At 67.2% G+C, this 26344-nt stretch carries 18 protein-coding genes and 3 rRNA genes; 16 read left to right on the top strand and 5 right to left on the bottom strand.

Annotated elements, in window-relative coordinates; all coding sequences use genetic code 11:
• Positions 1-17: 17 nt before the first annotated feature.
• Both QA802_RS08240 and QA802_RS08235 read right to left on the bottom strand, forming a co-directional pair.
• A complete protein-coding gene (locus QA802_RS08240; RefSeq protein ID WP_334519407.1) occupies positions 18-1208 on the bottom strand; it encodes a lipid-transfer protein in 1191 nt (396 codons plus the stop codon).
• Positions 1205-1630, bottom strand: coding sequence for a Zn-ribbon domain-containing OB-fold protein (locus tag QA802_RS08235; protein WP_334534398.1), 426 nt, complete (start codon positions 1628-1630; stop codon positions 1205-1207). Before QA802_RS08235 ends, QA802_RS08240 begins: the two co-directional genes overlap by 4 nt.
• A gap of 206 nt (positions 1631-1836) precedes the next feature.
• On the opposite strand from QA802_RS08235, the gene QA802_RS08230 reads away from it, so the two are divergent.
• Complete coding sequence (locus QA802_RS08230; RefSeq protein WP_334519406.1) at positions 1837-2373, top strand: NUDIX domain-containing protein; 537 nt, start codon at positions 1837-1839, stop codon at positions 2371-2373.
• Positions 2374-2391: 18 nt separating this feature from the next.
• Here the strand turns inward: QA802_RS08230 and QA802_RS08225 are convergent, their stop codons facing one another.
• Positions 2392-4749 (bottom strand): TIM-barrel domain-containing protein, encoded by a 2358-nt coding sequence (locus QA802_RS08225; RefSeq protein ID WP_334519403.1) that lies wholly within the window; start codon positions 4747-4749, stop codon positions 2392-2394.
• 214 nt (positions 4750-4963) lie between these two features.
• Here QA802_RS08225 and QA802_RS08220 point away from each other — a divergent pair, with 214 nt between their 5' ends.
• Together QA802_RS08220 and QA802_RS08215 are read left to right on the top strand one after the other, a co-directional pair.
• On the top strand, positions 4964-6931 hold the full coding sequence (locus QA802_RS08220) for an acetoacetate--CoA ligase (RefSeq protein ID WP_334519400.1): 1968 nt from the start codon (positions 4964-4966) through the stop codon (positions 6929-6931).
• A 217-nt stretch (positions 6932-7148) separates the two neighbouring features.
• Positions 7149-8045 (top strand): DUF8829 domain-containing protein, encoded by an 897-nt coding sequence (locus QA802_RS08215; protein ID WP_334519398.1) that lies wholly within the window; start codon positions 7149-7151, stop codon positions 8043-8045.
• Positions 8046-8140: 95 nt separating this feature from the next.
• Here QA802_RS08215 and ptsP read toward each other — a convergent pair whose 3' ends face one another.
• Positions 8141-9811, bottom strand: a complete 1671-nt coding sequence (ptsP, locus tag QA802_RS08210; protein ID WP_334519396.1) for a phosphoenolpyruvate--protein phosphotransferase — start codon at positions 9809-9811, stop codon at positions 8141-8143.
• Between the two features lie 79 nt (positions 9812-9890).
• Positions 9891-10340 carry a PTS sugar transporter subunit IIA gene (locus QA802_RS08205; protein ID WP_334519393.1) on the bottom strand — a complete coding sequence of 150 codons (450 nt, stop codon included), beginning with the start codon at positions 10338-10340 and terminating at the stop codon, positions 9891-9893.
• 561 nt (positions 10341-10901) lie between these two features.
• Between QA802_RS08205 and QA802_RS08200 the strand changes: the two genes are divergently transcribed.
• The 13 genes from QA802_RS08200 to QA802_RS08140 all read left to right on the top strand — a co-directional run bounded on the left by QA802_RS08200 (position 10902) and on the right by QA802_RS08140 (position 26301).
• Positions 10902-12427 (top strand): 16S ribosomal RNA (locus tag QA802_RS08200).
• A gap of 320 nt (positions 12428-12747) precedes the next feature.
• Positions 12748-15870: ribosomal RNA gene (locus tag QA802_RS08195) — 23S ribosomal RNA — on the top strand.
• A 90-nt stretch (positions 15871-15960) separates the two neighbouring features.
• A 5S ribosomal RNA gene (gene rrf, locus QA802_RS08190) occupies positions 15961-16077 on the top strand.
• The 16S, 23S and 5S rRNA genes sit together here, the layout of an rRNA operon.
• 109 nt (positions 16078-16186) lie before the next feature.
• Positions 16187-16795, top strand: coding sequence for a cardiolipin synthase ClsA (clsA, locus tag QA802_RS08185; RefSeq protein ID WP_319171440.1), 609 nt, complete (start codon positions 16187-16189; stop codon positions 16793-16795).
• A 110-nt stretch (positions 16796-16905) separates the two neighbouring features.
• Positions 16906-19401 carry a sugar phosphate nucleotidyltransferase gene (locus QA802_RS08180; protein ID WP_319171439.1) on the top strand — a complete coding sequence of 832 codons (2496 nt, stop codon included), beginning with the start codon at positions 16906-16908 and terminating at the stop codon, positions 19399-19401.
• 96 nt (positions 19402-19497) lie between these two features.
• Positions 19498-20403 (top strand): DUF881 domain-containing protein, encoded by a 906-nt coding sequence (locus QA802_RS08175; protein WP_334519390.1) that lies wholly within the window; start codon positions 19498-19500, stop codon positions 20401-20403.
• Positions 20400-20732, top strand: coding sequence for a small basic family protein (locus QA802_RS08170; protein ID WP_020133151.1), 333 nt, complete (start codon positions 20400-20402; stop codon positions 20730-20732). Before QA802_RS08175 ends, QA802_RS08170 begins: the two co-directional genes overlap by 4 nt.
• Before the next feature lie 5 nt (positions 20733-20737).
• Positions 20738-21571 carry a DUF881 domain-containing protein gene (locus tag QA802_RS08165; RefSeq protein ID WP_334519387.1) on the top strand — a complete coding sequence of 278 codons (834 nt, stop codon included), beginning with the start codon at positions 20738-20740 and terminating at the stop codon, positions 21569-21571.
• Positions 21572-21761: 190 nt separating this feature from the next.
• A complete protein-coding gene (locus QA802_RS08160; RefSeq protein ID WP_319171437.1) occupies positions 21762-22538 on the top strand; it encodes an FHA domain-containing protein in 777 nt (258 codons plus the stop codon).
• 42 nt (positions 22539-22580) lie between these two features.
• Positions 22581-23318: a transcriptional regulator FtsR gene (gene ftsR, locus QA802_RS08155; RefSeq protein WP_334519380.1), complete on the top strand. Its 738-nt coding sequence runs from the start codon at positions 22581-22583 to the stop codon at positions 23316-23318.
• A gap of 82 nt (positions 23319-23400) precedes the next feature.
• On the top strand, positions 23401-23874 hold the full coding sequence (locus QA802_RS08150; protein WP_055634823.1) for a bifunctional nuclease family protein: 474 nt from the start codon (positions 23401-23403) through the stop codon (positions 23872-23874).
• 253 nt (positions 23875-24127) lie between these two features.
• Entirely contained in the window at positions 24128-24811 is a 684-nt protein-coding gene (locus QA802_RS08145; protein WP_334519371.1) for a MerR family transcriptional regulator, read from the top strand.
• A gap of 68 nt (positions 24812-24879) precedes the next feature.
• The gene (locus QA802_RS08140) at positions 24880-26301 is read left to right on the top strand and encodes a DNA polymerase IV (RefSeq protein WP_334519368.1); all 1422 of its coding nucleotides are present in this window, start codon (positions 24880-24882) and stop codon (positions 26299-26301) included.
• Positions 26302-26344: the final 43 nt, after the last annotated feature.

The raw sequence follows: 26344 nt of genomic DNA, 5'->3' as shown, positions 1-26344 counted from the left end.
CACCGCACAGCCACCCGTCACCGCACCGCGACCACCGCCGAACCGTGACCGAACAGCCCCTGGTTCGCGGTGAGGGCGACACGGGCGCCCGCGACCTGGCGATCGCCCGCCTCCCCCCGCAACTGCCGGGTCACTTCGCACACCTGGGCGATCGCCTGCGCAGGCACCGCCTCCCCGAAGGAGGCCAGTCCACCGCTCATGTTCACCGGTATGAGGCCGCCCGCCGCGGTCGCGCCCTCCCGCAGCAGCTTGGCCGCCTCACCGCCGCCGCACAGCCCCAGATCCTCGTACCACTGCAACTCCAGTGCCGTGGAGAGGTCGTAGACCTCGGCGAGCGACAGGTCCTCAGGGCCGATGCCCGCCTCCTCGTAGGCGGCTCGGGCGATCGACGCCCGGAACGGCTCACCGGCCGGCTCGACCCCCGCCGCCGAGTCGGTCGCGATGTCCGGCAGGTCCAGCACCGTGTGGGGGTACCGGGGCGTCACGGTGGACACGGCTCTGATCCGCACCGGATCGGCAACACCCCGTCGCCGGGCGAACTCCATGCTGGACAGCACCAGCGCGGCGCCACCGTCCGAGGTCGCGCAGATGTCCAGCAACCGCAGCGGATCGCAGACCACGGCGGAGGCGGCCACCTCCTGTGCCGTGACCCGCTTCCGGTAGCGCGCGTTCGGATTCAACGCGCCCATGGCCGCGTTCTTCACCTTGACCTGCGCGAAGTCCTCCAGTGTGTCCCCGTGTACCGCCATCCGCCGGCGCGCGTACAGCCCGAAGTACGCCGGGTTGGTCGCGCCGAGCACGCGAAACCGCAGCCAGTCCGGGTCGTCCTGACGGTCGCCTCCCGCAGGCCGGAAGAACCCCTTGGGCGCGGCGTCGGCCCCCACCACGAGCACCACGTCCGCCATACCCGCGAGGATCTGCGCCCGCGCGGTGTCGATCGCCTGGGCCCCCGACGCGCACGCGGCGTACACACTGGTGACCTTGGCCCCCTGCCACCCCAGCGCCTTGGCGAACGTGGCTCCGGCCACATACCCCGGATACCCGCCACGCACCGTGTCCGCGCCCACGATCGAGCCGACCTCGGACCAGTCCACCTCCGCGTCCGTGAGGGCCGCGCGCGCCGCCCTCACGCCGTACTCGACGAAGCTTCGCCCCCACTTCCCCCACGGATGCATCCCCACGCCCAGCACCGCCACGTCCGCCGTCATCCCGCCACCCCCGTAGGCCGCCACCACCAGGTCGTCCAGGTCGTGTCCGTGTCCTCGTCGAGCACACCCGGGACGACCTCCACCTCCATGCCCACCGTCAGATCGGCGACGGTGATCCCGGGAACCGACTGTCCCAGCACCACGATCCGCTCGGACTCCAGCTCCACAGCGATCAACGCGTACGGTTCCCACGGAAGTTCGGGATCACTCACATACGGTGACGGAGGCCGGTACCGGCTGTCGGTGTACGACCAGACACGTCCACGCCGCGACAGCGGGACCTCCTCGAGCCGGCCGCCCGGACAGGCCGGGTTACGGCAGTACGTGTCCTCGCGGGGGAAGAAGACCGACCGGCACGCCGCACAGCGCGTCCCGAGCAGCCTGAACCCCTCTCCTTCCCCGGTGAACCACCCGGCGACCACGGGCGTGCGTGTACGCGACAAGGATGCCTCCCGGGCACGTGTGCTGACGGAGCGTCAGATTGTGTCACGTCTACCCGTGATTGGGCAGGGACAAGGCAGCACGCGGACTCCGAGGGCCTCGACTCCCCGCGCCCCGGTCCTCTTGGCGCTCAAGCGCCGAACCGCCCCGTGCACCACTCTCCGCAAGATCGGATACGCTCCGCCGCGTGTCCGAAAATCTGCACTCCACTTCGAACTCCGCGCGCGACTCCCACTGTTCGAGCTGCGGAGCGCCCTACGGGGAGGGCGTCACCGGCTGGCCCCGCACCTGCCGGGCCTGCACCGCCGTGGCCTACCGCAACCCGCTGCCGGTGGCCGTCGCGCTCCAGCCCGTGTACGACGCGAAGGGCACCGCCCTGGTCGTCGTCACCCGAACCATCGCTCCCGCGCGCGGGGGCATCGCACTGCCCGGCGGTTACATCGACGACCGTGAGGACTGGCGGCAGGCCGTCGCGCGCGAGCTCAAAGAGGAGACCGGCATCGACGCCGCGCCCCGTGACGTGCGGCTGGCCGACGCCATGAGCTCCCCCGACGGCCATCTGCTGCTGTTCGGGCTCCTCCCCGAGCGGCCCGCCGACCGGCTGCCCGCCTCCGCCGCCACGGACGAGACCGAAGGCTGGCACCTCCTTCGCCGAGCCGAGGAGGTGGCCTTCCCCCTGCACACGCTCGCCGTACGGGCGTTCTTCGAGGGCCGCTACATCTGAGGCCCGTTACGTCCGTCGTCAGTCGAGCCCGCGTACTCGCACCGGGCAGGACGGTGCGTGCACGCCGTCCTCGCCCTCCCGCTCGACGACCACCCGAGAACCCTCCCAGCGGGCGACATACCGCTCGAGCTCCGGCTCCCGCCGGCCGTCGCCCGGATCCTGCACCACCAGGCCGCCGCCCGTCCGCCCACGGGCCGGCGCCCACACCTCCAGCTCCGGTTCACCGCCGTCCCCGCGCACCGGCACGACGGCTCCCGCGCGCGCGAGCACCGGGATACGCGACAGCGGAGCGTCCACCAGCACCCGCCCCGGCCCCTGGTAGGCCCGGCCCGTCGCCGTGTCGTACCAGCGCCCCCTCGGCAGCTGCACCGGCCGCCGGTCGACCCCCGGTGCGAGCACGGGCGCGACCAGGAGACTGTCGCCCAGCAGGAAGGCGTCCTCGCAGTCCCGCAGCGCCCGGTTCCCGGGCGACCCCCACCACACCGGGCGCACATAGGGAGCACCGGTACGCCGGGCCTGATGGGCCGACGTCACGAAGTACGGCAGCAGCCGTCGGCGCCCGACGAGCGCCACGCGCACGTGCTCCAGCACCTCTGGACCGAGCTCCCACGGCTCCCGTCCCACCCGCGGATGCGCGTGCGTGCGGAACAGCGGCAGATACGCGCCCAGCTGCAGCCGGCGCAGGTACAGCTCGGGCGTCGAACCGCCGTCACCGCCGCCCACGTCCGTCCCCGAGTACGGCACCCCGCACAGTCCGAGCCCCAGCACCAGGGAGAGAGAGGCCCGCAGACCCGGCCAGCCCGGGGCGACCTCTGCGGACCAGGTGCCGCCGTAACGCTGCAGGCCCGCCCAGCCGGACCGTGACAGGACGAACGGCCGCTCGTCCGGCACCAGCTCCAGCAGCCCCTCGTAGGCCGCCCGGGCCATGCACAGTGCGTACACGTTGTGAGCCTCTCGGTGATCGCCACCGCGCCCCTCCAGTGAGTGCCGGGCCGACCGAGGCAGCGTCGACTCCCCGAAGGCGGCGAGCGACGACGGCTCGTCCATGGCATGACAGAAACCGGCGAAGCCCTGCCCCACGCGCTCGGCGTAGAGACCTCCCCACCACGCACGCACCCGCGCGTGCGTGAAATCCGGGAAAACCGACTCCCCGGGCCCCACGACACCTGTCACGAGCCGCCCCGACGGCTCCCGCACGAACGCGTCCTCGGCGACGCCGCCGTCGTACACGGCGCTGTCCGCCTCAGCCCGGACCGTGGGACGGACGACCGACACCAGGCGTATCCCGTCCTGACGCAACTCCTCGGCCAGCACCGGCAGTTTCGGGAAGCGGTCCTTGTCGACCGTGAACACCCGGTGGTCATCCGCGTGGCCGATGCCGAGATGCACAGAGTCGAGCGGCAGCCCGTGATCGCGATATCCCGCCACGATCTCGCGCAGCTCCTGTTCACCGCCCCGCCCCCACCACGCGTGATGGTGACCGAGCGCCCACGCGGGCGGCACCGCCGGCGGTCCCGTGAGCGACGCCCAGACGAGGAGCACGCGCGCGGGAGTGCCCACGATCACCCAGCAGCGCAGCGGGCCGCCGTCCATCCGCACCTCGCAGGTGCCGGGCCGGTCGTGACCGGACCCCGCCCCTTCCGCGCCCTCCCGCAGCGTCACCGTCCCGTCCCACGACGCGTCGTGGAAGACCAGATGGGTGGCGGCATCGGCCACCACCAGGTGCACGGGCATCGTGAGGTGGAGCGGATCACCCCCGCGATCGAACGCATGTGCAGGATCCGTGTTCCACAGCCGGTACGACCCGTCGCGCAGCCGGGGTCCGGACGCCCGTGCGCCGAGACCGAAGAAGCGCGCGTCCGCCGCCACCTCCGAGCGCTGCAGCCAGCGTCCCGGGCCGCCGTCCAGCGGCTCCCACCACCGGGGCGGCAGATCGCGACGCAACAGCACGCCCCCCGGCGTGCACACCTCGACAGCCCCGTGCCGTGAGACCACGACCGTGACCCGTTCGGCGACGACCCGCCAGCCGCCGTCCTTGTCCGGCTCGAGCACCGCCCGCGGATCCGGCTCCGGACAGTGGCCGGCCAGCGCGTACGACGGTTCCGGCTCCGCGCCGTCCCAGCCCCAGAAAACGGCCCCGTTCACGGCGACGTGGATCCTCAGCACGGACCGGCCGAACCGCAGCGTCCCCCCGCCGGGCCCCGGCTCCGCCTCCAGCACGGAGCCCGGCACCCGAGCCCGCTCGGGGCCTCGCCCCGGCAGCGCGGCGGCGTCCACACGCCTCCTGCGCCATGCGGCCCCGACAGTGCGCAACCCCTGGACCGCTCCCGAGGAGCCGACCGCCTTCATCGAACGCACCAGGTCACGACCGTCCATGCTGTTCACCCTGTCACTGACCGCGCTCCACGCGCGGGTCGTTCAACTTGCGTTCATCCGTGGCCGGACCACATCTTCACGCCACGGGCCGTGCGGAGCTCACCCTGGTGCTGAAGTCGATCACATGGCATCGTCCGTGTCAGCCGCGTCACGCGCACCACCCCAGCGCGTGCGCGGGTGACGCGCACGACGCGCCGAGTCCGGGAGCCGCCCCATGCCGACCGTGAACCCCGAGCCGCTGTGGCGGCCAGATCCCCAGCGCATCGCCCGGGCCCGGATCACGCAATTCCAGACCTGGGCGGCCGAGCGGCACGGAGCCCCGTCCCAAGGCGGATATCCGGCCCTGCACCGCTGGTCGGTCGACGAGCTGGAGACGTTCTGGACGGCCGTCACCCAGTGGTTCGACGTACGGTTCTCGACGCCCTACGCGCGCGTGCTCGGCGACCGCTCCATGCCCGGCGCCCGGTGGTTCCCCGGGGCGACGCTGAACTACGCCGAGCACGCCCTGCGCGCGGCCGACACCCGCCCGGCCGAACCGGCCCTGCTGTATGTCGACGAGACCCACGAACCGGCCCCGGTCACCTGGTCCGAGCTGCGCCGCCAGGTCGGCTCACTGGCCGGCGAGCTGCGCGCCCTCGGCGTCCGCCCCGGAGACCGCGTCAGCGGCTACCTCCCGAACATCCCGCAAGCCGTGGTGGCCCTCCTGGCCACGGCCGCCGTCGGAGGCGTCTGGACCTCCTGCGCCCCCGACTTCGGGGCCCGCAGCGTCCTGGACCGGTTCCAGCAGGTCGAACCCGTCGTCCTGTTCACCGTCGACGGCTACCGCTACGGCGGCAAGGAACACGACCGCCGCGACGTCGTCGCCGAACTGCGCGCCGAACTCCCCACCCTGCGCGCGGTGGTCCACATTCCCGTGCTGGGCACGGAGCCGCCCCGGGGAGCCCTGGACTGGGCGGCCCTGACCTCCGCCGACGAGGCACCCGTTTTCGAACAGGTCCCCTTCGACCACCCCCTGTGGGTGCTCTACTCGTCCGGCACGACCGGACTCCCCAAGGCCATCGTCCAGTCCCAGGGCGGCATCCTGGTCGAGCACCTCAAACAGCTCGGCCTGCACTGCGACCTGGGCCCCGAGGACCGTTTCTTCTGGTACACCTCGACCGGCTGGATGATGTGGAACTTCCTCGTGTCCGGCCTCCTGACCGGTACGACGATCATTCTGTATGACGGCAGCCCCGGCTATCCCGACACGGGCGCCCAGTGGCGCATCGCCGAACGCACGGGCGCCACCCTCTACGGCACCTCCGCCGCCTACGTCATGGCCTGCCGCAAAGCGGAGGTCCACCCCGCGCGCGACTTCGACCTTTCCACGGTCCAGTGCGTCGCCACCACAGGGTCCCCCCTGCCGCCCGACGGCTTCCGCTGGCTGCACGACGAAGTACGCGACGACCTGTGGATCGCCTCCGTCAGCGGTGGCACCGACGTGTGCTCCTGCTTCGCCGGAGCCGTGCCGACGCTGCCCGTCCACACCGGCGAACTCCAGGCGCCGGGGCTCGGCACCGACCTGCAGTCCTGGGATCCGAACGGTCACCCCGTGATGGACGAGGTGGGCGAACTCGTCGTCACCAACCCCATGCCCTCCATGCCGGTCCGCTTCTGGAACGACCCCGACGGCACCCGCTACCACGACAGCTACTTCGACACCTACCCCGGCGTCTGGCGCCACGGCGACTGGATCACCATCACCTCGCGCGGTTCCGTCGTCATCCACGGCCGCTCCGACTCCACGCTCAACCGCCAGGGCGTGCGGATGGGCTCCGCCGACATCTACGAGGTCGTCGAACGGCTCCCCGAGATCAAGGAATCCCTGGTCATCGGCATCGAGCAGCCCGACGGCGGTTACTGGATGCCCCTGTTCGTCCATCTCGCCCCGGGATCCGCCCTCGACGAGGCCCTCCTCGGCCGCATCAAACAGTCCATCCGCGAGCAGCTCTCGCCGCGCCACGTCCCGGACGAGGTCATCGAGGTGCCCGGTGTGCCGCACACGCTCACCGGCAAACGCATCGAGGTCCCGGTCAAACGGCTTCTGCAGGGCACCCCCCTGGAGAAGGCCGTCAACCCCGGCTCCATCGACAACCTCGACCTGCTCCACTTCTTCGAGGAGCTCGCCCGCAAGCGGACCTGAACGCCTGCCGGTGCGGTGGCCCGTCGCCGCACCGCACCGGCAGGATCATCACGCTCGGCCACATTCCTCCGCGGTGAGATCATCGCTCCACCGCAAGCATTGTGACCTGCGCACTTACCTTGGCGATCGACCTGCGCCAGCTCCGCACCGGGCTCGTTGTCAGTGCGGTCGATTACTGTGAGTGAGCATTGATCGACCGTGCACACCGGGGGAGAACATGGCACACACCGATTACCAGGCCATGCGGCGCGTTCTGCGTCGCGAGATCGCCGGCACCATCGGCCTGCTCACCGATGAACACGACTTCCGGGCCATGCGGCACTACCGCACCTTCACCTTCGACGACCACGCCACCTACCTCCAGCAGGTCGAGGACCTCCTGAAGACACGTGCGCTGCAGGGCATCCACACCGCCGTCGCCCTCTTCGACCCACAGGAATACGCCGAGTACTGCGCCGACAGGGGACTCGACCCCGACACCCCCGCCCACCGCACCCGCTTCACCGCGGAACTCGCGACCACCGGCCCCACCGTCCCCTACGAGGGACAGCCCCTCGCCGACCTCGTGCCGACCCTGGTCGACGAAGCCGTCCGACGGGCGACCTGGGAGTACGCGGCCACCCTGCTGGCCCGGCTCGGCTCATGCGCGACCTGCGAAGAGGACATCGGCCGCGCCGCATTCACCCGAGCGTCGACTCTCGTCGCCCGCATCCTCGACACCGCCCCACCCGGCGACCGACACCTCGTCTGCAGCGTCACGGCAGCATCGGAAACCCTCGTCGCCGTCCTCCACACGGACGAGGAGGCCGGTGGCGCCACACAGTTCGACGAGGCCGAAGCACTCGAGTTCACCACCGTCCTCGCCCTCGGCCTCGCCACCCAGGGCCCGGGCGGCCTGGTCATGCGCACCACCGCCCCCGGAGCTTCCGACCAGATCTACGGGTGGCGTCTGCGCGGAGACGGGCTCGAACCCCTGACCGCCGGAGAGGTCTTCGACGCCTACTGCACCGACGTCGAGTCGGGCGAACTCATCTCACCCGAGTCCGGCGTGGACTACTGCTTCCCGCCGGCCCTCGACACCGAAGGCCCCACACCGGGCCACCGACACCACTGAACGCAGAACCGCCCCACGCGGCAGGGGCGCTCCACCCGAAGGCGGAGCGCCCCTGTTCACCCGGCCGGCCCCGACCGGAGTCGGCGACTCGTCCGTCACTCGCCGGACAACACGGCCTGCGCCGCCTGCCGAGCCTCCTCGGCGCTGTCCGCCGCACGTGCGGCCGCCGCGGCGCGCTCGCACTGCGCCATCGTGTACTTCGCCAGGGCGGTCCGCACATAGGGAATCGACGCCGAGCCCATGGAGAGAGAGGTGACCCCCAGACCTGTCAGCACACATGCCAGCAGCGGATCAGCGGCGGCCTCGCCACAGACGCCGCAGCTCTTGCCCTCGGCCCTGGCCGCCTCGGCGGACAGCGCGACGAGGTCGAGCAGCGCGGGCTGCCACGGGTCCTGCAGACGCGACACCGCGCCCACCTGCCGGTCGGCGGCGAACGTGTACTGCGCGAGGTCGTTCGTGCCCAGCGACAGGAACTCCACCTCCTGCAGGATCGAACGAGCCCGCAGAGCGGCCGACGGGATCTCGACCATCGCGCCGAACTTGGCCCGGAGCCCCGCCTCCCGGCACGCGTCCGCGAAAGCCTTCGCGTCGGCGCGGTCCGCGACCATGGGAGCCATCACTTCGAGGTAGACCGGCAGCCCGTCGGCGGCCTTCGCCAGCGCCGTCAGCTGGGTCCGCAGGACGTCCGGGTGGTCGAGCAGCGTCCGGAGCCCGCGCACGCCCAGCGCCGGGTTGGGTTCGTCGACCGGAGTCAGGAAGTCCAGGGGCTTGTCCGCACCGGCGTCCAGCACCCGTACGACGACGCGCCCCTCGGGGAATGCCTCCAGCACCTGACGGTAGGCCTCGACCTGCTTCTGCTCGGTCGGCGCGTTCTTGCTGTCGTCGAGGAACAGGAACTCGGTGCGGAAGAGCCCGACGCCTTCCGCCCCGGCTTCGACGGCGGCTGCGACGTCCGCCGGCCCGCCGACGTTGGCCAGGAGCGGCACCTTGTGCCCGTCGGCGGTGGCGCCGGGCCCGGTCGAGGCGGCCAGCGCGGCCTTACGCGCTGCGGCAGCCGCCTCGAGCTCGGCCCTCTTCTCGTGGCTCGGGTTCACGAAGATCTCGCCGGTGCTGCCGTCGACAGCGATCAGCGTGCCCTCGGCCAGTTCTCCGGCGCCCGGCAGCGCCACGACAGCCGGCACGCCCAGGGCGCGGGCGAGGATCGCGCTGTGGCTCGTCGGGCCGCCCTCCTCGGTCACGAAGCCGAGCACCAGGGTCGGGTCCAGGAGCGCCGTGTCCGCGGGCGCCAGATCCCTCGCGACCAGCACGTACGGCTCGTCGCTGTCCGGAACCCCCGGCATGGGGACCCCCAGCAGCCGGGCGACGATACGGTTCCGCACGTCATCGAGGTCGGCCACCCGCCCGGCGAGGTACTCCCCGGCTCCCGCAAGCAGCTCGCGATAGGCGGCGAATGCGTCGTACACACCACGCTCCGCGGTGCTGCCGACGGCGATACGCCGGTCCACGTCGACCATCAGCTCGGGGTCCTGAGCCATCATGGCCTGAGCCTCGAGCACTGCCTGGGCTTCGCCGCCCGCCAGATTTCCCCGCGCCATCAGGTCGGCTGCGACAGCATCCACGGCCTTGCGTGCACGCCCCTGTTCGCGCTCCGCCTCCTCTGCCGGTATCTGCTTCGCAGGTGGTTCGAGCACTGCCGTACCCATGTGTCGAACTTCGCCGATCGCCACACCGTGACTCACGCCGACGCCTCGCAGCGTTGTCTCCATCTCACCCGTCTCCGTTAGTGCGGCGGACCCCGCCGCCGCGGTGGTTGTCCTGCGCGCCTTTGTCATGAGGACGGCGGTGTCACCGCCAAGAGAAGAGCACGTCGCCCGCTTTCACGTCGCCGTCTTCCCGGAGTTCGCCGAGTGCGTCGACGGTCGCCTCGAGCGCGACGACCGGACAGACCGGGGACTTGCCGGCCTTTTCCACCGCGTCCGGGTTCCAGCGCACGATGCCCTGCCCGCGAGTCACGGTGTCGCCCTTGTTCACGAGAACCTCGAAGCCCTCGCCGTTGAGCTGCACGGTGTCGATCCCGAGATGGGTGAGGACGCCGTGCCCCTCGGAGTCGACGACCACGAAGGCGTGGGGGTGGAGGGAGACGATGACTCCGTCCACGGGGGAGACAGCCTCGGAAGGCCCACGCACGGGGTCGATCGCGGTGCCCGGGCCGACCATGGCCCCGGAGAAGACCGGATCCGGCACAGCCGTCAGTCCGATGGCACGTCCGGCAAGAGGGGACATCACGGTGGTCATGGGAGCCTCCCAGGGGTGGATGTACATGGGCCGTTACTGTCAGTCCACGAAGGCGCACTCTGCAGCAGGCTATGTCATATGAAGTACCTGTTCCGCACGAGAGATCCCGATCCGTGGTCTAGACCACTAGTGTAGTCGATTTGCAGCGCCTCTGGAGCCGCGTGTACAGTCGTACTCCTGCCTGAGGGTGAGTGACGCGATCAAGAGCACGCTCCCCGAGCAGCACCCAACTTGTCAGACTCCGTTTCTGGATCATCTTTCGCATGCCTGCGGAACGGTGGTCAGAACACCGGAAAAACCCTGATAGAGTCGGAAACGCAAGACCGAAGGGAAACTGCCCGGAGGAAAGCCCGAGAGGGTGAGTACGAAGGAAGCGTCCGTTCCTTGAGAACTCAACAGCGTGCCAAAAATCAACGCCAGATATGTTGATACCCCGTCCCCGGCAGTGATAGCCGAGGATGAGGTTCCTTTGAAACAAACACAGCGAGGACGTTGTGAACGCCGGGCTTATTCCGCTCGACGTTCCGCTCTCGTGTGTGCGATCCCGATCACGGGAAAACATTCACGGAGAGTTTGATCCTGGCTCAGGACGAACGCTGGCGGCGTGCTTAACACATGCAAGTCGAACGATGAACCACTTCGGTGGGGATTAGTGGCGAACGGGTGAGTAACACGTGGGCAATCTGCCCTTCACTCTGGGACAAGCCCTGGAAACGGGGTCTAATACCGGATACCACTTCCACTCGCATGGGTGGGGGTTGAAAGCTCCGGCGGTGAAGGATGAGCCCGCGGCCTATCAGCTTGTTGGTGAGGTAACGGCTCACCAAGGCGACGACGGGTAGCCGGCCTGAGAGGGCGACCGGCCACACTGGGACTGAGACACGGCCCAGACTCCTACGGGAGGCAGCAGTGGGGAATATTGCACAATGGGCGAAAGCCTGATGCAGCGACGCCGCGTGAGGGATGACGGCCTTCGGGTTGTAAACCTCTTTCAGCAGGGAAGAAGCGAAAGTGACGGTACCTGCAGAAGAAGCGCCGGCTAACTACGTGCCAGCAGCCGCGGTAATACGTAGGGCGCAAGCGTTGTCCGGAATTATTGGGCGTAAAGAGCTCGTAGGCGGTCTGTCGCGTCGGATGTGAAAGCCCGGGGCTTAACCCCGGGTCTGCATTCGATACGGGCAGACTAGAGTGTGGTAGGGGAGATCGGAATTCCTGGTGTAGCGGTGAAATGCGCAGATATCAGGAGGAACACCGGTGGCGAAGGCGGATCTCTGGGCCATTACTGACGCTGAGGAGCGAAAGCGTGGGGAGCGAACAGGATTAGATACCCTGGTAGTCCACGCCGTAAACGGTGGGAACTAGGTGTTGGCGACATTCCACGTCGTCGGTGCCGCAGCTAACGCATTAAGTTCCCCGCCTGGGGAGTACGGCCGCAAGGCTAAAACTCAAAGGAATTGACGGGGGCCCGCACAAGCAGCGGAGCATGTGGCTTAATTCGACGCAACGCGAAGAACCTTACCAAGGCTTGACATACACCGGAAACGGCCAGAGATGGTCGCCCCCTTGTGGTCGGTGTACAGGTGGTGCATGGCTGTCGTCAGCTCGTGTCGTGAGATGTTGGGTTAAGTCCCGCAACGAGCGCAACCCTTGTTCTGTGTTGCCAGCATGCCCTTCGGGGTGATGGGGACTCACAGGAGACTGCCGGGGTCAACTCGGAGGAAGGTGGGGACGACGTCAAGTCATCATGCCCCTTATGTCTTGGGCTGCACACGTGCTACAATGGCCGGTACAAAGAGCTGCGAAACCGTGAGGTGGAGCGAATCTCAAAAAGCCGGTCTCAGTTCGGATTGGGGTCTGCAACTCGACCCCATGAAGTCGGAGTTGCTAGTAATCGCAGATCAGCATTGCTGCGGTGAATACGTTCCCGGGCCTTGTACACACCGCCCGTCACGTCACGAAAGTCGGTAACACCCGAAGCCGGTGGCCCAACCCCTTGTGGGAGGGAGCTGTCGAAGGTGGGACTGGCGATTGGGACGAAGTCGTAACAAGGTAGCCGTACCGGAAGGTGCGGCTGGATCACCTCCTTTCTAAGGAGCACTTCTCAGCCGGTCCTACGGGACTGGTTCAGAGGCCAGTTCATCGGCGAACGTCCGATGCTGGTTGCTCATGGGTGGAACGTTGATTATTCGGTCCGGTTTCCGGGTCGGAGGCTTGCGAGTACTGCTCTTCGGAGCGTGGAAAGCATGATCTCCGGGCGGGATCGGGTCGGGCACGCTGTTGGGTGTCTGAGGGTGCGAGCGTTTTCGCTTGCCCTTCTGATGCCGGCCCCAGTGAACTCCAGCTCAGGTTGGGGGTGATGGGTGGCTGGTCGTTGTTTGAGAACTGCACAGTGGACGCGAGCATCTGTGGCCAAGTTTTTAAGGGCGCACGGTGGATGCCTTGGCACCAGGAACCGATGAAGGACGTGGGAGGCCACGATAGTCCCCGGGGAGCCGTCAACCAGGCTTTGATCCGGGGGTTTCCGAATGGGGAAACCCGGCAGTCGTCATGGGCTGTCACCCATACCTGAACACATAGGGTATGTGGAGGGAACGCGGGGAAGTGAAACATCTCAGTACCCGCAGGAAGAGAAAACAACCGTGATTCCGGGAGTAGTGGCGAGCGAAACCGGATGAGGCCAAACCGTATGCGTGTGAGACCCGGCAGGGGTTGCGCATACGGGGTTGTGGGATCTCTCTTTCACAGTCTGCCGGCTGTGAGGCGAGTCAGAAACCGTTGATGTAGGCGAAGGACATGCGAAAGGTCCGGCGTAGAGGGTAAGACCCCCGTAGTCGAAACATCAACGGCTCGTTTGAGAGACACCCAAGTAGCACGGGGCCCGAGAAATCCCGTGTGAATCTGGCGGGACCACCCGCTAAGCCTAAATATTCCCTGGTGACCGATAGCGGATAGTACCGTGAGGGAATGGTGAAAAGTACCGCGGGAGCGGAGTGAAATAGTACCTGAAACCGTGTGCCTACAAGCCGTGGGAGCGTCGGACGTCAAGCTTGCTTGGCGTCTCGTGACTGCGTGCCTTTTGAAGAATGAGCCTGCGAGTTTGCGGTGTGTTGCGAGGTTAACCCGAGTGGGGTAGCCGTAGCGAAAGCGAGTCCGAACAGGGCGTTTCAGTAGCACGCTCAAGACCCGAAGCGGAGTGATCTAGCCATGGGCAGGTTGAAGCGGAGGTAAGACTTCGTGGAGGACCGAACCCACCAGGGTTGAAAACCTGGGGGATGACCTGTGGTTAGGGGTGAAAGGCCAATCAAACTCCGTGATAGCTGGTTCTCCCCGAAATGCATTTAGGTGCAGCGTCGTGTGTTTCTTGCCGGAGGTAGAGCACTGGATAGGCGATGGGCCCTACCGGGTTACTGACCTTAGCCAAACTCCGAATGCCGGTAAGTGAGAGCGCGGCAGTGAGACTGTGGGGGATAAGCTCCATGGTCGAGAGGGAAACAGCCCAGAGCATCGACTAAGGCCCCTAAGCGTACGCTAAGTGGGAAAGGATGTGGAGTCGCAGAGACAACCAGGAGGTTGGCTTAGAAGCAGCCACCCTTGAAAGAGTGCGTAATAGCTCACTGGTCTAGTGATTCCGCGCCGACAATGTAGCGGGGCTCAAGCGTACCGCCGAAGTCGTGTCATTGCAGCATGAGGGCCAACGCCCGCTGTGATGGGTAGGGGAGCGTCGTGTGCCGGGTGAAGCAGCACCGGAAGGTAGTTGTGGACGGTTCACGAGTGAGAATGCAGGCATGAGTAGCGATACACACGTGAGAAACGTGTGCGCCGATTGACTAAGGGTTCCTGGGTCAAGCTGATCTGCCCAGGGTAAGTCGGGACCTAAGGCGAGGCCGACAGGCGTAGTCGATGGATAACCGGTTGATATTCCGGTACCCGCTGTGAAGCGTCAAACATCGAACCAGGCGATGCTAAGTCCGTGAAGCCGTTCCGGACCCTTCGGGGAATGGAAAGTGGTGGAGCCGACGGACCAGACTTGTAGTAGGTGAGTGATGGGGTGACGCAGGAAGGTAGTCCATCCCGGGCGGTGGTTGTCCCGGGGTAAGGGTGTAGGACGGTGTGTAGGCAAATCCGCACACCATATAGTCTGAGACCTGATGCCGAGCCGATTGTGGCGAAGTGGATGATCCTATGCTGTCGAGAAAAGCCTCTAGCGAGTTTCATGGCGGCCCGTACCCTAAACCGACTCAGGTGGTCAGGTAGAGAATACCGAGGCGTTCGGGTGAACTATGGTTAAGGAACTCGGCAAAATGCCCCCGTAACTTCGGGAGAAGGGGGGCCACGCTTGGTGAGAGGACTTGCTCCTCGAGCTGGGGGTGGCCGCAGAGACCAGCGAGAAGCGACTGTTTACTAAAAACACAGGTCCGTGCGAAGCCGTAAGGCGATGTATACGGACTGACGCCTGCCCGGTGCTGGAACGTTAAGGGGACCGGTTAGTCACTCTTCGGGGTGGCGAAGCTGAGAACTTAAGCGCCAGTAAACGGCGGTGGTAACTATAACCATCCTAAGGTAGCGAAATTCCTTGTCGGGTAAGTTCCGACCTGCACGAATGGCGTAACGACTTCTCGACTGTCTCAACCATAGGCCCGGTGAAATTGCACTACGAGTAAAGATGCTCGTTTCGCGCAGCAGGACGGAAAGACCCCGGGACCTTTACTACAGTTTGATATTGGTGTTCGGTTCGGCTTGTGTAGGATAGCTGGGAGACTGTGAAGCTCGGACGCCAGTTCGGGTGGAGTCGTCGTTGAAATACCAGTCTGGTCGTGCTGGATGTCTAACCTGGGTCCGTGATCCGGATCAGGGACAGTGTCTGATGGGTAGTTTAACTGGGGCGGTTGCCTCCTAAAGAGTAACGGAGGCGCCCAAAGGTTCCCTCAGCCTGGTTGGCAATCAGGTGTTGAGTGTAAGTGCACAAGGGAGCTTGACTGTGAGACCGACGGGTCGAGCAGGGACGAAAGTCGGGACTAGTGATCCGGCGGTGGCTTGTGGAAGCGCCGTCGCTCAACGGATAAAAGGTACCCCGGGGATAACAGGCTGATCTTCCCCAAGAGTCCATATCGACGGGATGGTTTGGCACCTCGATGTCGGCTCGTCGCATCCTGGGGCTGGAGTCGGTCCCAAGGGTTGGGCTGTTCGCCCATTAAAGCGGTACGCGAGCTGGGTTTAGAACGTCGTGAGACAGTTCGGTCCCTATCCGCTGCGCGCGCAGGAATATTGAGAAGGGCTGTCCCTAGTACGAGAGGACCGGGACGGACGAACCTCTGGTGTGCCAGTTGTTCTGCCAAGGGCATGGCTGGTTGGCTACGTTCGGGAGGGATAACCGCTGAAAGCATCTAAGCGGGAAGCCTGCTTCGAGATGAGTATTCCCACCCACTTGATGGGGTAAGGCTCCCAGTAGACGACTGGGTTGATAGGCCGGATGTGGAAGCCCAGTAATGGGTGAAGCTGACTGGTACTAATAGGCCGAGGGCTTGTCCTCAGTTGCTCGCGTCCACTGTGTTGGTTCTGAAACCACGAACAGCCCCATGCCATGGTCACGGTGTGGTGCGGCTGAACAGTTTCATAGTGTTTCGGTGGTCATAGCGTGAGGGAAACGCCCGGTTACATTCCGAACCCGGAAGCTAAGCCTTACAGCGCCGATGGTACTGCAGGGGGGACCCTGTGGGAGAGTAGGACACCGCCGAACTCCTTTTAGAGCTCTGGCTCTTGGGCACGCAGCCCAAGAGCCAGAGCTTTTTTGCGTTGGGGTAGGGTCAGGGGGAATCGTCGGCTCATTTCCTACTGGAGGCCCCCGGGTGGAGGTCCAGGAGACCCGTGTCCAGACAGACCGGGTCCTCACCATCCCCAACATCCTCAGCATGGCCCGCCTCGTCGGCGTGCCGCTGTTTCTGTGGCTGATCCTCAGGCCCGAGTTCGGAGGTCCGCAGAGCGACGGCTGGGCGCTTCTCGTGCTGGCCTTCAGCGGGATCAGCGACTATCTGGACGGCAAGCTCGCGCGGCGTTGGAACCAGATCAGCAGCCTCGGCCGGCTCCTCGACCCCGCGGCGGACCGGCTCTACATTCTGTCGACACTGGTTGGCCTCACCTGGCGAGAGATTCTGCCTCTGTGGTTGACCGCTGTACTGCTTCTGCGTGAGCTGGTTCTGCTGGTGATGGTGGGGATCCTCCGGCGGCACGGCTATCCGCCGCCACAGGTGAACTTCCTGGGCAAGGCGGCCACGTTCAACCTGATGTACGCCTTCCCGCTGCTTCTGCTGAGTGACGGAAGCGGGTGGTTGGCGTCACTCGCTGCTATTTTCGGATGGGCGTTCGCCGGATGGGGTACAACGCTGTATTGGTGGGCAGGAGTCCTGTACATGGTGCAGGTCCGCCGCCTGGTTCGAGCGGACGCCTTGGCCGACTGACCTCGCCGATTGGCAGAGCAGTGGCTCGTTGGCCCGTGGTGGAAAAGTGCGGGACAATCTGGATGAGCGAAGTCGGCTAGACCGTCTCTTTTTAGGAGGACGCTTCCGACATGAAGGCCGTCGTGATGGCCGGAGGCGAAGGCACTCGCCTTCGCCCTATGACCTCGAGTATGCCCAAGCCGCTCCTGCCGGTGGCCAACCGGCCGATCATGGAGCACGTGCTGAGGCTGCTCAAAAGGCATGGACTCAATGAGACCGTCGTTACTGTTCAGTTCCTGGCATCGCTGGTCAAGAACTACTTCGGTGACGGCGAAGAGCTCGGAATGGAGCTCAGCTATGCCAACGAGGAGAAGCCACTCGGTACCGCCGGAAGCGTCAAGAACGCAGAGGAGGCGTTGAAGGACGACGCCTTCCTCGTCATTTCCGGTGATGCCCTCACTGACTTCGACCTCACCGAGCTGATCAACTTCCACAAGGAAAAGGGAGCGCTCGTCACGGTCTGTCTGACGCGTGTGCCCAATCCGCTGGAATTCGGTATCACCATCGTCGACGAAGAGGGAAAGGTCGAACGCTTCCTGGAGAAGCCGACCTGGGGTCAGGTTTTCTCGGACACCGTGAACACGGGCATCTACGTCATGGAGCCCGAGGTCTTCGACTATGTGGAGGCCGATGTTCCCGTCGACTGGTCCGGTGATGTCTTCCCGCAGTTGATGAAGGAGGGCAAGCCGGTCTACGGCTTCATCGCCGAGGGCTACTGGGAGGACGTGGGCACGCACGAGAGTTACGTGAAGGCCCAGGCCGATGTGCTCGAAGGCAAGGTCGACGTCGAGATCGACGGTTTCGAGATCTCGCCGGGCGTCTGGGTCGCCGAAGGCGCCGAGGTGCATCCCGACGCTGTGCTCCGCGGCCCCCTCTACATCGGGGACTATGCCAAGGTCGAGGCCGGCGCTGAAATTCGTGAGCACACGGTGGTCGGATCGAACGTTGTCGTGAAGAGCGGGGCCTTTCTGCACAAGGCTGTCGTGCACGACAACGTCTACGTTGGTCAGCACAGCAATCTGCGTGGCTGCGTCGTCGGGAAGAACACCGACATCATGCGCGCCGCTCGGATCGAGGACGGCGCTGTCATCGGCGACGAATGCCTGATCGGTGAAGAATCGATCGTGCAGGGAAACGTCAGGGTCTATCCCTTCAAGACCATCGAAGCCGGCGCATTCGTCAACACGTCGGTGATCTGGGAGTCCCGAGGGCAGGCTCACCTGTTCGGCGCCCGCGGGGTGTCCGGAATTCTGAACGTCGAGATCACGCCCGAACTCGCCGTACGCCTCGCCGGCGCGTATGCCACGACGCTGAAGAAGGGATCCACGGTCACGACGGCCCGGGATCACTCCCGAGGCGCCCGTGCGCTGAAGCGGGCCGTCATTTCCGCGCTCCAGGCCAGCGCGATCGACGTACGGGACCTGGAGAACGTGCCGTTGCCCGTGGCCCGGCAGCAGACCGCGCGAGGGAGTGCTGGCGGGATCATGATCCGGACCTCGCCCGGGGTGCCGGACTCGGTGGACATCATGTTCTTCGACGGACAGGGCGCGGATCTTTCGCAGGGCAGTCAGCGCAAGCTGGACCGGGTCTTCGCGCGACAGGAGTACCGGCGGGCCTTCCCGGGAGAGATCGGCGATCTGTACTTCCCGGCCAGCGTCTTCGACGCGTACACCGGGTCGCTGCTGCGGAACGTGGACACGACCGGGATCGCCGAGGCGGGGCTGAAAGTCGTCGTCGACGCCTCGAACGGCAGTGCAGGCCTGGTTCTGCCGAGTCTTCTCGGAAAGCTGGGCGTCGATTCGCTGACGATCAACCCGGGTCTGAACGAGGCACGGCCCACCGAGACGGGCGATCAGCGTCGCTCCGGCCTGGTGCGTCTCGGCGAAATCGTGGCGTCGTCCCGGGCCGCGTTCGGCGTGCGGTTCGACCCGGTGGGCGAGCGGCTCTCCCTCGTGGACGAGAAGGGCCGGATCATCGAGGACGACCGGGCGCTCCTCGTGCTGCTCGACCTGGTCGCAGCCGAGCGGCGCAGCGGGCGGGTCGCCCTGCCCGTGACCACGACGAGGATCGCCGAGCAGGTGGCGGCGTACCACGGGACGCAGGTCGAGTGGACGACGACGTCGCCCGATGACCTCACCCGGGTGGGTCAGGACGAGTCGACGATCTTCGGAGGGGACGGCAAGGGCGGGTTCATCGTCCCCGAGTTCAACAGCGTCTTCGACGGCACGGCGGCCTTCGTCCGGCTGATCGGGCTGGTGGCGCGCACACAGCTCACCCTCAGCCAGATCGACGCGCGGATTCCGCGGGCACACGTCCTGAAGCGGGATCTGGCGACCCCGTGGGCCGTCAAGGGACTGGTGATGCGTCGGGTCGTCGAAGCGGCCGGAGATCGCTTCGTGGACACCACCGACGGCGTTCGCGTGGTCGAGACGGACGGGCGCTGGGTGATGGTCCTGCCCGACCCCGCCGAGGCCGTCACTCATCTATGGGCGGAAGGGCCCGACGACGCGTCCGCGCAGGCCCTGCTCGACGAGTGGTCGGCGGTCGTGGACAGCGCCGGGCGCTGAGCCTCCCGCACGCATGCGTGCCGGACAGGTGTCCTCAAGGGGCCTGTCCGGCACGCCGGTGGGGCCATTCGGAGGTACTGGGCACGACGTGCGACGATGTGCGGCATGCCGCAGCCGCCCCCCGTTCGGAGCACACCCGCGCGCGCGTCGCGCCCGGACGCGTCCATGTCGCTGCTCACCAACGTCATGGACCACAGCCTCGACGACGGTTACGCCGAGGCCGCCGCCCGGAGGCAGGCCGATGGCTCCGGAGGGCTGCCGAAGACGGTACGGGCGAAGCTCGGGCTGGCCGCGGGGCTGGTGCTGGCGGCCCTGGTGGTCACGGTCGGCGCCGCGCAGGCGCGGGTCGAGGCTCCGGTCGTCGCAAAGGAACGCGAGGAGCTGATCGACCGCATCGGCCGTGAGACCGAGGCGGCCGACGAGCTCGAGAGCGCCGTCGACAAGCTGCGCAGCGACGTGAGCGCCCGGCAGCAGGAAGCGCTCAAGCAGAGCGGCGGGAGCGACCAGGCGGACCTGGCGGGATTGCTGTCGGGAGCCGTCGCGGTGCACGGCCCGGGCGTGAAGCTCGTCGTGGACGACGCCAAGGCAGCGGCCACGGGCGGCGACGGCGACCCGCGGGAGACCTCCGGGTTCTCCGACACCGGGCGGGTCCGCGACCGTGACATGCAGCGAGTGGTCAACGGACTGTGGGCCTCGGGTGCCGAAGCCGTCTCGATCAACGGCCAGCGGCTGACGGCACTCTCCGCGATCAGGGCCGCCGGTGACGCGATACTGGTCGACAACAAGCCGCTGGTGCCCCCGTACACCGTGCTCGCGGTGGGGGACGGGAAAAAGCTCAGCACCAGGTTCCAGAACAGCGCGGACGGGCTCTATCTCAACGCCTTGCAGGAGAACTACGGCATCCGGACGGCCATCTCCGTGGCGAGCGACGTCCGGCTGCCCGCCGCACCGAGTGTGATCGTACGCACAGCACAGCCGAGCACTGAGAAGGGCACATCGTGATCGCCGTACTGGGCCTCGTCGTGGGAGTCGTGGCCGGCCTGTTGGTCCAGCCCGAGGTTCCGGCAGCCGTCGTCCCCTATCTGCCGATCGCCGTGGTGGCGGCGCTGGACGCCGTGTTCGGCGGGCTGCGGGCCATGCTGGACGGCATCTTCGACGACAAGGTGTTCGTGGTGTCGTTCCTGTCGAACGTGGTGGTCGCCGCGCTGATCGTCTTCCTGGGAGACGAGTTGGGCGTGGGATCGCAGCTGTCGACGGGTGTCGTCGTCGTTCTCGGGATCCGCATCTTCTCCAATGCCGCGGCGATCCGTCGGCACGTGTTCCGGGCGTGATGGCGATGAGCGACCGGGACGAGACGCCGGAGAACCGGCTGCGCAAGGAATTGCCCGACGAGGTCCCCGTGACGTCCTCCGAGGGCGGAGCGGCCCGGGAGCCGGCCGACAACACGTCGAACGGCCGCCGGCGGCTGGTGGAGGGGCTCTGGCCACCACGGGTCACCCGGGCCCAACTCATCGTGGCCCTGCTGCTGTTCGGTCTGGGTTTCGGCCTGGCCGTGCAGGTCGCGTCCAACAGTGACAGCGGAAACGCACTGCGTGGTGCGCGGCAGGAAGATCTTGTGCGCATTCTCGATGAACTCGACGACCGAAGTCAGCGTCTTGAGGACGAGAAGCAAGGGCTCGAGAAGCAGCAGCAAGAGCTGGAGAACAGCTCCGACCAGGCCGAGGAGGCGCGCAGGCAGACGGTCGAGAAGGAGGGGCAACTCGGCATTCTGGCGGGCACGGTCGCTGCTCAGGGGCCCGGCATCACGATGACCATCGAGGACACGAAAGGGACGGTCGAGGCGGACATGCTGCTCGACGCGATCCAGGAGCTGCGCGCGGCGGGGGCCGAGGCGATCCAGGTGAACGGTGTGCGGGTCGTGGCGGGCACCTTCCTGACGGAGTCGGGCGGGGGCGTGAGCGTCGACGGGAACAAGATCGACGCGCCCTATCGTTTCAAGGTCATCGGCAACCCGCAGGACCTCGAGCCGGCGTTGAACATCCCTGGAGGTGTCGTGCAGACACTTGAAAAGGAGCAGGCCACCGTGGTCGTGGAGCGATCGGACAAGATCGTTGTGGACGCCTTGCGAGAGGCGAAGCGGCCTGACTACGCTCGGTCGTCGGCGCCGTGAGCGGGGGGCGCATGGGGGGCGTCCGGCAGGGGCATGAGGTTGCGGGGGGTCGACGCACCGATCGGGTGGTGCGTGGTGGAAACTGTCTGGTGGGCACGGACGTTGTGAAGGTGTCCGGGTCGGCCGGTGTATTCAGTCAGGGTTCGTCCTGCCCCACGGGCGGGTCTGTTTCGGTCAAGGGGAATCGCCCGTGAAGTTGTTTGCGAAGTTGTTCGGCAAGAGCCCGCGTGAGGGTGGCGACAACGCGACCGCCCGTCATCGCGCACAGCCCGATGCAGAGGGTCAGCGGCCGCTGTTCAGGGACCAGGTGGCCGGTTCGGGCGGTGACGTACCCGGAGGACAGGGCGCGGCGTCTGTTGACCCTGCGCAGTCCGGCGGCATAGGTTTCGGCCAACCGTCAACCTCGAGTACGGGTGGAGGGTTTTCCCCTATGTCGGCCCTGGTGTGTACGAGGTGCGGTAACCGCAACGCGGAGAACAGCCGCTTCTGCTCGAACTGCGGTGCGCCGCTGCGTCCCGGGCTGACGCCCGAGCGTGCGTCGGAGACGACCTCCACGATCTCCATTTCCGGCCTGGAAGCCTATGACTCCGAGGCCACCGGGCAGACGCAGTTGCCGGCGCTCTCTCCTGAGGCGCAGGCCGCCGTCGACGCGCTGCCGGTGGGCTCCGCGTTGCTGGTCGTGCGTCGCGGCCCGAACTCGGGCAGTCGCTTCCTCCTGGACGGCGAGCTGACCACGGCCGGCCGTCATCCGCAGAGCGACATCTTCCTCGACGACGTGACGGTGTCGCGTCGCCATGTGGAGTTCCGGCGCAACCCGGACGGCACGTTCAAGGTGGCGGACGTCGGCAGTCTGAACGGTACGTACGTCAACCGGGAGCGGATCGACGAGATCCCGCTGTCGAACGGTGACGAGGTGCAGATCGGTAAGTACCGGCTGGTCTTCTACGCGAGCCAGCGAGGTTACTGACCCGCCCCCGGGCTCCGTCCGGGGGGACCCGAGGGAAGGTCCATGCTGCAAACACCGAGGGGCGGTGCCGGAGCCGGCACCGCCGCCACGGACGGTGTGCTGATGAGCATCGGCACCGTGCTGAACGCCCTGCGGGACGAGTTTCCCGACGTCACCATTTCCAAGATCCGTTTTCTGGAGTCGGAAGGGCTCATCGAGCCCCAGCGGACCCCCTCGGGCTACCGCAAGTTCAGCGTGCGCGACGTCGAGCGCCTCGGTCACGTCCTGAGGATGCAGAGGGACCACTACCTGCCGCTCAAGGTCATCCGCGAGCATCTGGAGGCCATGGAGCGCGGGGAGGCCGTCCCGTTGCCCACCGTCGGCCGTCAGCGGGACGGCGAGCAGGTCCTGGAGCCGTCGGACGGGCCCACGGTCGCCCGGATCGGCAGGGCGGAGCTGCTGGCGGCTGCGGGTATCGGTGAGCCGGAGCTCGAGGAGTGGGAGTCCTACGGGCTCGTCGTACCGCTCGAGGACGGCGTCTACGACGCCGAGGCGGCCACTGTGGCGGCACTCGTCGCCGAGCTGGGGCGGTTCGGGATCGAGCCGCGGCATCTGCGCGTGATGAAGGCGGCGGCCGACCGCGAAGCCGGTCTCGTCGACCAGGTGGTCGCGCCGCTGAGGCGGCACCGCAACCCGCAGACCCGGGCGCACGCGGAGGCTCGCACGAAGGAGCTCGCGGGGCTCGCGGTCCGGCTGCACGCGGCGTTGGTGCAGACCGCGCTCGGTGTGCGCCTGCCCTGAGCGGGCGGTTCGCCCCGGGCGGATCGGTCGCCCTTCCCGGCCCGACTACCCAAACGTCCCGGGCACGGCCTAGGGTTGCTGTGTGAACGAGCTCGATGTCGTAGGTGTCCGGGTCGAGATGCCCTCCAACCAACCGATCGTGCTGCTGCGCGAAGTGGGAGGCGACCGCTACCTCCCCATCTGGATCGGACCGGGGGAGGCGACGGCCATCGCCTTCGCCCAACAGGGCATGGCCCCGGCGCGGCCGCTGACCCACGACCTGTTCAAGGACGTGCTGGAAGCCGTCGGCCAGGAGCTCACCGAAGTGCGCATCACGGATCTGCGGGAGGGCGTCTTCTACGCGGAGCTGGTCTTCGCCAGCGGCGTCGAGGTGAGCGCGCGCCCGTCCGACGCCATAGCGCTGGCGTTGCGCACCGGGACGCCGATCTTCGGCAGTGACACGGTGCTCGACGACGCGGGGATCGCCATCCCGGACGAGCAGGAGGACGAGGTGGAGAAGTTCCGCGAGTTCCTCGACCAGATCTCGCCCGAGGACTTCGGCACCAGCAACCAGTAGCCGCCCGAGCGGGAGGGCGGCGCGCACATCCGGCGACCTGCGCGGAGTGGCCCTCCTTCTTCGGCAAATGCCAGCGGCGACTGAGAGCGTCCTACGGCCACTTCTCAGCGCATTCGGCTAGCCTTTCCCCGCGGTGAGGTGCGGGAAACCACTCCTAGGGTGATTATCACTCGGCGTGCCGAGTGTGGCGATCGTTGACGCACCCCTGGCGACTGCCTACCGTCGAGAAGGCAGGTCTAGGACGGAGGTCGGCGTGAGAAGCAGCGGCGACGGTACGGCTGGGGGTGCCCCCGGACTCGGTGTCGGGGGAAGCGGTCCGTACCCTCCCTCAAGCTCTTGGCCGCGCTCGGCAATGGGGTATCCCCAGCAGAGCGGCGCGGCCGATCACGTTCCGCAGCGACCGGCGGCCGTGCCGAGCAGCGGAGGGGCGACATCCATGGCGTCCGAGCAGATCGGCTATCGCGGTCCGACCGCCTGTGCGGCGGCGGGCATCACCTACCGGCAACTGGACTACTGGGCGCGCACCGGGCTCGTCGAGCCGAGTGTGCGGCCCGCCCACGGGTCCGGCAGTCAGCGTCTCTACAGCTTCCGCGACGTCGTCGTCCTGAAGATCGTCAAGCGGTTCCTCGACACCGGGGTGTCGCTGCAGAACATCCGTAGCGCCGTGCGGCATCTGCGGGAGCGCGGGTTCAGCGATCTGGAGCGGATGACGCTGATGAGCGACGGTGCGACGGTGTACGAGTGCACCTCGCCGGACGAGGTCCACGCACTGCTCCAGGGCGGTCAGGGCGTCTTCGGGATCGCCGTGGGCGTGGTGTGGCGGGACGTCGAGAGCGCGTTGTCGCAGCTGCACGGGGAGCGCGTCGACACCGGTGAGACGCTCGTCGGGCCCAATCCGGCGGACGAGCTGGCGCGCAGGCGCAACCGGGCGGTCTGACGCCTCCTCCCGGGCGCGGGGGCGGTGGTGCGGCGTCGTTGTCAGTGGCGTGGTGCAGCATCGGACATGTGAGAAACGCGCCCACGATCCTGCATCTCGACATGGATGCCTTCTTCGCTCAGGCGGAGCAGGCGTCCAAGCCGAGTCTGCGCGGGAAGGCCGTGGTCGTGGGGGGTCTCGGGCCTCGCGGCGTGGTGGCGACGGCCTCCTACGAGGCGCGGGTCTTCGGGGTCCACTCGGCGATGCCCATGGCCCAGGCGCGCAGGCTGGCGCCGAACGCCGCCTACCTCGTGCCGCGGTTCGCCTTCTACCGGTCGATCAGCGAGCAGGTCATGGCGCTGTTGAGGGCGCTTTCGCCGCTGGTGGAGCCGCTGAGCCTGGACGAGGCCTTCGTGGACCTGGAGGCCGGCGAGGCGGCCTGGGACAGAGATTCGGCGCGGCTGGCCGGTGCCAGACTGCGTACGGACATACGGGCCGTCACCGGCCTCACGGGTTCGGTGGGACTGGCCTCCTGCAAGATGCTCGCGAAGATCGCCTCGGAGGAGGCGAAACCCGACGGCCTGGTGCTCATCGAGCCCGGCACCGAGCGGCAGCTCCTCGGGCCCATGCCGGTGCGGACGCTACCGGGGGTGGGCCCCGCCACGGGTGACCATCTGCGGCGGGCCGGGATCACCACGGTCGACGAGATCGCGGAGGCCGGCGAGGACGAGCTGGTGCGGCTGCTGGGCAAGGCGCACGGGCATGCGCTCCACGCCATGGCGCTGGCGCGCGACGACCGGCCGGTGGTGGCCGAGCGGGAGACCAAGTCCGTGTCGGTCGAGGACACGTACGACGTGGACATCCACGACCGGGTCCGGGTGGAGCTGGAGGTGCAACGGCTCGCGGACCGGTGTGTGCGCCGGCTCCGGGAGGCCGGTCTGTCGGGCCGCACCATCGTGCTGAAGGTGCGGCGGTACGACTTCTCGACGCTCACCCGGTCCGAGACGCTGCGCGGGCCCACGGACGATCCGGCGGTGATCAGGGAAGCGGCGGCCCGGTTGCTGGGCTCCGTGGACACCACGGGCGGTGTGCGGCTGCTCGGGGTGGGCGTCAGTGGTCTGGCGGACTTCACGCAGGAGGACCTGTTCGCGCAGGCGGCGGGGGCGCGGGCGGACGAGGTCGCGGAGGGACATGCGGAGGAGCCAGCCGCCGAGGAACCGGCGCCGGCCCGGGCAGCTGTCCACGCCGAGCACGAGTGGCGTCCGGGGCACGACGTGCGGCATGCCGAGCTCGGACACGGATGGGTGCAGGGAAGTGGGCTGGGCCGGGTCACGGTGCGGTTCGAGACGCCGCAGTCGCAGCCGGGGCGGGTGCGCACGTTCCGCACCGACGATCCGCAACTGGCTCCGGCGGACCCGCTGCCGCTGGTGCGGCGAAGACCGGGAGAGGACGAGGAGGCGACGGAGGGCACGCGGGAACTCTCAGCGGAGCCGGACCGTTGCACAGAGTGAGACTGTCCGGGGGCTCAGGGGCTCAGGGGCTCAGGGGCTGCGG

The sequence above is a fragment of the Streptomyces sp. B21-105 genome (genome assembly GCF_036898465.1).
GTDB lineage: Bacteria > Actinomycetota > Actinomycetes > Streptomycetales > Streptomycetaceae > Streptomyces.
This window is presented reverse-complemented; position numbering and strand designations above follow the sequence as displayed.